General features: G+C 70.9%; 4 protein-coding genes. 2 read left to right on the top strand and 2 right to left on the bottom strand.

The window, feature by feature from the left end:
- Positions 1 to 1710: IPT/TIG domain-containing protein (locus tag WML84_RS11635; protein ID WP_347346310.1), on the top strand; the 1710-nt coding region annotated here is incomplete at its 5' end.
- Between the two features lie 226 nt (positions 1711 to 1936).
- Here the strand turns inward: WML84_RS11635 and argG are convergent.
- Positions 1937 to 3379 carry an argininosuccinate synthase gene (gene argG / locus WML84_RS11630; RefSeq protein WP_347346309.1) on the bottom strand — a complete coding sequence of 481 codons (1443 nt, stop codon included), beginning with the start codon at positions 3377 to 3379 and terminating at the stop codon, positions 1937 to 1939.
- A gap of 167 nt (positions 3380 to 3546) precedes the next feature.
- Positions 3547 to 4983: a hypothetical protein gene (locus tag WML84_RS11625; protein WP_347346308.1), complete on the bottom strand. Its 1437-nt coding sequence runs from the start codon at positions 4981 to 4983 to the stop codon at positions 3547 to 3549.
- 342 nt (positions 4984 to 5325) lie between these two features.
- Between WML84_RS11625 and WML84_RS11620 the strand changes: the two genes are divergently transcribed.
- Positions 5326 to 6534, top strand: a complete 1209-nt coding sequence (locus WML84_RS11620) for a cytochrome P450 (protein ID WP_347346307.1) — start codon at positions 5326 to 5328, stop codon at positions 6532 to 6534.
- The last annotated feature ends 7 nt before the right edge of the window (positions 6535 to 6541 follow it).

Below are 6541 nucleotides of genomic sequence, written 5' to 3'. Positions count from 1 at the left end.
CCCAACGGCGACTCGGCGCCCGCGGTGTTCACCTACATCGGTCTCCCGGTGCCGCCGGTGGTGTCGTCGCTGACGCCGACGAGCGGTCCGACCGCGGGCGGCACCTCGGTGACGATCACCGGTACCGGGTTCACCGGTGCGACGGGCGTCACGTTCGACGGTGCGGCGGGCACGGCGTTCAGCGTCGTGGACGACACCACGATCACGGTGACGACGCCGGCGGGTGCCGCCGGTCCGGCTGACGTCGTCGTGCTCTCGCCGAACGGCAGCTCGCTTCCGGGCGTGTTCACGTACATCGCTCCGCCGTCCGTGTCGTCGCTGACGCCGGACAACGGTCCGACCGCCGGTGGCACCGTGGTGACGATCGAGGGCTCCGGGTTCACGGGTGCGACCGGTGTGACGTTCGACGGGGCGCCGGGCACGTCCTTCTCGGTCGTGAACGACGAGACGATCATCGTGACCACGCCCGCCGGTGCCGCCGGCCCGGCTGACGTCGTGGTGCAGTCCCCGAACGGTGACTCCGACCCCGAGGCGTTCACCTACGTCGCCCCGCCGGCGATCTCGTCGCTGACGCCGACGAGCGGTCCGACGTCGGGTGGCACGGTCGTGACGATCTCCGGTTCCGGGTTCACCGGTGCGACCGGGGTGACCTTCGACGGTGCGGCGGGCACGGCGTTCAGCGTCGTGGACGACACCACGATCACGGTGACGACTCCGGCCGGCGCCGCCGGTCCGGCTGACGTCGTCGTGCAGTCGCCGTACGGCGCCTCGACGCCTGGTGCGTTCACGTACCTGGCGCCGGCCGCGACCGCCTCGATCACGCCGGACAACGGCCCGATCGCCGGTGGCACCGTGGTGACGATCACCGGCTCCGGGTTCACCGGTGCGACCGGTGTGACGTTCGACGGTGCGCCGGGGACCGACTTCTCGGTCGTGGACGACAGCACGATCATCGTGACGACGCCGGCCGGTGCGGCCGGCCCGGCCGAGGTCGTGGTGCAGTCTCCGAACGGCGACTCGGAGCCGGGCGTGTTCACCTACGTCGCGCCGCCGATCGTCACCGGCGTCTCGCCGGCCAGCGGTCCGGTCGCGGGCGGCACGGTGGTCACGATCACCGGCTCCGGGTTCACCGGTGCGACCGGTGTGACGTTCGACGGTGCGCCGGGGACCGACTTCTCGGTGGTGGACGACACGACGATCATCGTGACGACCCCGGCCGGCGTACCGGGTCCCGCGGACGTCGTGGTCCAGTCGCCGTACGGTGCGTCGGAGCCGGGCGTGTTCACCTACGTGGCCCCGCCGGCGGTTCCGATGATCACGTCGATCTCGCCGACCACGGGTCCGACCACGGGCGGCACGATCGTGACGATCACCGGCTCCGGCTTCACCGGCGCGACGGGCGTCACGTTCGGCGGCGCGCCGGGCACGTCGTTCACGGTCGTCAACGACACCACGATCACGGTGACGACGCCGGCCGGCACGGCCGGAGAGGCCGCCGTCGTGGTGCTGCACGAGAACGGGAACTCCGAGCCGGGCACGTTCACCTACGTGACGCCGCCGGCCACGCCGACCGGTGGTGACAAGGGCTCGCGCGGCCTGGCCGTCACCGGCGGCGACCTGAGCGGGATGGGCCTGCTCGCCCTGCTCGCACTGATCCCGATGCTCGCCGGCGGGGTGCTGCTGCGCCGCGGCCGCCGCACCGCGAGCTAGAGACTGCGGTTGGAAGGGGGATCAACCCCCCTTCCAACCGCGGGGGTGAGCGGCCTCGGCTGCTCCCTCACCCGGGGGGGCATGGGCGGGAGAGTGAGTCACTCACTCTCCCGCCCATGAACGTCTCCCGCGCGGGAACCGCGGACGAGCGCCGGCGGCGGCGCGCAGCGAGGTGAGTGCCCGCGGACGCGGATCCGGCCCGTCTGTGCGCAGGGCCGGTCGGCGCTCAGTCCGCGCCGAAGTCGAACGACGCCGACTCGGACGCCTCTTCCACGGCATCCGCCAGCGCCTCGCGCTCCGCCGAGAACGGTTGGGCGTGACCGGTGATCGCGGCGGCCGAGCCGGCCGCGAGGTCGCCGACGAGGTCGGCGGTCGCCCCGCCGATGAGCCCGAGCGCCGCGTACTGCTCGAGGCGCGCGCGCGAGTCGGCGATGTCGAGGTTGCGCATCGTGAGCTGCCCGATGCGGTCGGTGGGGCCGAACGCGGCGTCGCCCACGCGCTCCATCGAGAGCTTCTCGGGCGCGTACGAGAGGTTCGGCCCGGTGGTGTCGAGGATGGTGTAGTCCTCGCCGCGGCGCAGCCGCAGCGTCACCGTGCCGGTGATGGCCGAGCCCACCCAGCGCTGGATCGACTCGCGCAGCATGAACGACTGCGGCTCGAGCCAGCGGCCTTCGTACATGAGGCGGCCGAGGCGGCGGCCCTGCTCGTGGTAGGTGGCGAGGGTGTCCTCGTTCAGGATGCCGTTCACGAGCCGCTCGTACGCGATGAACAGCAGCGCCATGCCGGGCGCCTCATAGATGCCACGGCTCTTGGCCTCGATGATGCGGTTCTCGATCTGGTCGCTCATGCCGAGGCCGTGGCGGCCGCCGATCGTGTTCGCGGCGTGCACGAGCTCGACCGGGTCGGAGTACTCGACGCCGTCGATCGCCACCGGGCGACCGGAGTCGAACGTGATCGTGACGTCCTCGGTCGCGATCTCGACGGACGGGTCCCAGAAGCGCACGCCCATGATCGGCTCGACGGTCTCGAGCGACACGTCGAGGTGCTCGAGGGTCTTCGCCTCGTGCGTGGCGCCCCAGATGTTGGCATCCGTCGAGTAGGCCTTCTCTGCGGAGTCGCGGTACGGGAAGCCGTGCGCGACGAGCCACTCGCTCATCTCCTGGCGGCCGCCGAGCTCGGTCACGAAGTCGGCGTCGAGCCACGGCTTGTAGATGCGCAGGGCGGGGTTGGCGAGCAGCCCGTAGCGGTAGAAGCGCTCGATGTCGTTGCCCTTGTAGGTGGAGCCGTCGCCCCAGATGCCGACGCCGTCCTCCTTCATGGCGCGCACGAGCAGCGTGCCGGTGACGGCGCGGCCGATCGGCGTCGTGTTGAAGTAGGTGCGCCCGGCCGAGCGGATGTGGAAGGCGCCGCACGAGAGGGCGACGAGGCCCTCCTCGACCATGAGCGGCTTGCAGTCGATCAGGCGCGACGACTCCGCGCCGTACTGCAGCGCGCGGCCGGGGATCGAGGCGATGTCGTCCTCGTCGTACTGGCCGAGGTCGCCGGTGTAGGTGTACGGCACCGCGCCCTTGTCGCGCATCCACGCGACCGCGACGGAGGTGTCCAGGCCTCCCGAGAAGGCGATGCCGACGCGCTCGCCGACGGGCAGGGACTGGAGGACCTTCGACATGGGTTCCAGTCTATTCAGGCGGGATGCCACTGCCCGACGCGCCCGCGACCTCGACCCGGTCTCGAGACGCCCAACCCGCCGGAACGGGAGACGCCATCGGCCCGAAGCTCTCCCGGTGGGAGGCTTCGGGCCGATGGCGTCGGTGTCGCTACCGGTGCGACGTCGGATCAGCGGCGCGAGGCGCGAGCGCTCCGGATCGTCGCGGCCAGGCCTGCGAGCAGGGCCAGCGCGCCGGCGGGCAGCAGCCACGGTGCGACCGAGCCGCCGGTGACCGCCAGCTTCGCGACCGAGGCCGGCTTCGCGGGCGTGCCCGGGTCGACGGGCGTGGTCGGCACGGCGCAGTCCGGCGTGCCGGCATCCGCCACCGTGACGGTGACGACGCCGTCGACGAAGCCGTTCGCGTCGGCGATCACGAAGCCCTCGTCCGCGATGAGGCGGAACGTGTACTCACCGGGGTCGACGTCGGTGATGGTGCCGCTCTCGGTGCCCTCCCACGAGGCGTTCGCGATCGCGGGCAGCGTGATCGTGCCGGTGCCGCGGATGACCTGGCCGTCGTCGCAGACCGCGGTGGCCGAGCTCACCGACGGTGCGACCGGGACGATCTCGTCGGGGTCCGGGCACTGCTCGGGCGTGGCCTCGGTGGTCTCGGTCTCGGTGGTCTCGGTGACCTCGCCCGGGATCCACTTCTTCTTGTGGTCGCTCCACTTCCAGTCCTGCGTGGTGACCGTGCGCGTGAGCGTCTGGGTCTTCACGGTGCAGTCCACCGCGGTGACCTCCCACTCGCCGTACGTGACGACGGGCTCGGGCTTCTCAGGCGGGCACACGCCCGGCTTGATCTCGCACTCCTTGGTCTCGGTGGTCTCGGTGACCTCGCCCTTGACCCACTTCTTCTTGTGGTCGCTCCACTTCCAGTCCTGCGTGTAGACGGTGCGGGTGTAGGTCTCGATGCCCAGCTCGCAGTCGACGCTGGTCTTCTTCCACTTCCCGTACGTGACGACCGGCTCGGGCTTCTCGGGGACGCACTGCCCGGGCTTGACGTCGCACTCCTTGGTCTCGGTGGTCTCGGTGACCTCGCCCTTGACCCACTTCTTCTTGTGGTCGCTCCAGGTCCAGTCCTGCGTCGTGACCGTGCGCGTGTACGTCTCGACGCCCTTCACGCAGTCGACGTCGGTCTTCTCCCACTCGCCGTAGGTGACGATCGCGTCGGGCTTCGCCGGCTTCTTGGACGGCTTCTCGGGCTTGGACGGCTTGTGCTGCGACCCGAACGTCTGCACCGTCGTCTCGGGCGCCGTGAACGTGGTCGCCGACTCGGTCTGCGCGCCCGTGTCGACGGACTCGCTCACCTCGCCGGTGTCGCCGGTGTCGCCGGAGCTCTGACCGTCGGTCGCGCCGGTCTCGTCGGTCGCGCCGGTCTGCTCGACCGCGTCACCGCCGCCCTGGTCGTCGCCCGCCGTCTCGCCGGCGTTCGCGTCCGTCTGCTCGACGGCCTGTTCGGATGGGAGGCCGGCACTGCCGGAGTCGTCGGCATATGCCGCCGTGCTCGTGAGCGCGAGCCCGCCCGCCAACAGCACTGCCGCAAGACAGGCTGAAAGGACCTTCTTCATTTTTCTCTCCCCAGTGAGAGTCCTGACCGACGAACGGGTCGCCGATCATCCCAGTCGACGGACGAGCCGCCGTTTTCCCAGTACGGCGGAAGGGTCCGCCGCTTCCCGCTCGGCGGACGAGCCGCCGGGCTTCCCAGCAGCCGTTCCACACTCCACTCCCCAGCGGCGGGCGGAACGGCCTCATAGTGAGAGAGACCAATCACTCTCATCTATTACGCGAGTTCGTCGAACTCGTGTGCTCCGAACCTATCGGCCCGCGTCGCCGCATGTCATCCCCGGGTCGGCGGGAGTCGTGTGTTTGCCAGGACATTTCGTTCCCCCGAGGGGGAATATCATCCAGGTATGACGCGCGCCACGACGGATGCCGTTCCCTTCTTCGATCTGGCCGATCCGGCCTTCGACGTGACCTCCGAGGCGGTCCATCGCGCCCGCGACGGGCACTGGTACGCCGAGACCCCCTACGGCTGGGCGATCCTGCGGTACGAGCAGGGCACCGCGATCCTCAAGGACCGTCGCTTCCAGCAGGGCAACGCGAAGTGGCCCGCGCAGAACGGCATCCACGAGGGCGCCTTCGCGCAGTGGTGGGGCGAGACCCTGCTGAGCCTGGAGGGGACCGACCACCTGCGCCTGCGGCGCCTGCTCGGACCGGCGTTCCGCAGCCGCGCGATCGAGCGCATGCGACCGCAGTTCCAGGAGCTCGCGAACGAGCTGATCGACCGCTTCGCCGCGCGAGGACGCGTCGAGTTCATCTCCGAGTTCGCCGAGCCGTACGCGGCGCGCATCCTGTGCCTGCTCCTGGGGCTCCCCGACGACGAGTGGAGCCGGGTCGCGCACTGGGCCGACGATCTCGGCAAGTCGTTCGGCATCCGCATCCGCCAAGACCTGCCGCGCATCGAGGCGGCGCTCGAGGGTCTCACCGGCTACGTCGAGCAGGTCATCTCCGACCGGCAGGCGCATCCGCGTGACGACCTCGTGACCACGCTCCTGCTCGCGCACGAGGACGACGACGCGCTCACGCGGCGAGAGTTGAGCGTCTCGCTCGTGTTCCTCGCGTTCGCCGGGATGGAGACCACGCGCAACCAGCTCGGGCTGGCGCTGCAGACCCTGCTGGCGCGCCCCGACCAGTGGGCGCTCCTGGCCGAGCGCCCCGAGCTCGGCGGCCGCGCCGTCGAGGAGGTCATGCGCGTCAACCCCACCGTGACGTGGGTGACGCGCGAGGCGGTCGAGGACGTCGACATCGACGGGCTGCACGTGCCGAAGGGCGGCATCGTGCAGGTGCTCTCGCACGCGGCGGGCACCGACCCGCTCGTGATGGGGCCCGCCGCCGGCATCGACATCACGGTCGAGGACCGTCCGCTCCACAGCGGCTTCGGCGGCGGGGTGCACCACTGCCTCGGCCATTTCGTCGCGCGCACCGACATGAGCGTCGCGCTCCCTCTCCTGGCGCAGCGGATGCCGGGCGCCGAGCCCGACGGACCGGGCGAATGGCTGCCCGTCTCGGGCAACACGGGAGCAGTCCGGTTCCCGATCCGCTTCCGCCCGGAGGTCTAGGCCCCGC

It is taken from the genome of Microbacterium sp. (genome assembly GCF_039812165.1).
Taxonomy (GTDB): Bacteria; Actinomycetota; Actinomycetes; order Actinomycetales; family Microbacteriaceae; genus Microbacterium.
Note: the sequence above shows the minus strand (reverse complement) of the source record. Positions and strands in the feature narration are given on the sequence as shown.

Coding starts and splice junctions, on each gene's coding strand:
- argG (WP_347346309.1), bottom strand. CDS start 3,379: ATGTCGAAGGTCCTCCAGTCCCTGCCCGTCGGCGAGCGCGTCGGCATC.
- WML84_RS11625 (WP_347346308.1), bottom strand. CDS start 4,983: ATGAAGAAGGTCCTTTCAGCCTGTCTTGCGGCAGTGCTGTTGGCGGGC.
- WML84_RS11620 (WP_347346307.1), top strand. CDS start 5,326: ATGACGCGCGCCACGACGGATGCCGTTCCCTTCTTCGATCTGGCCGAT.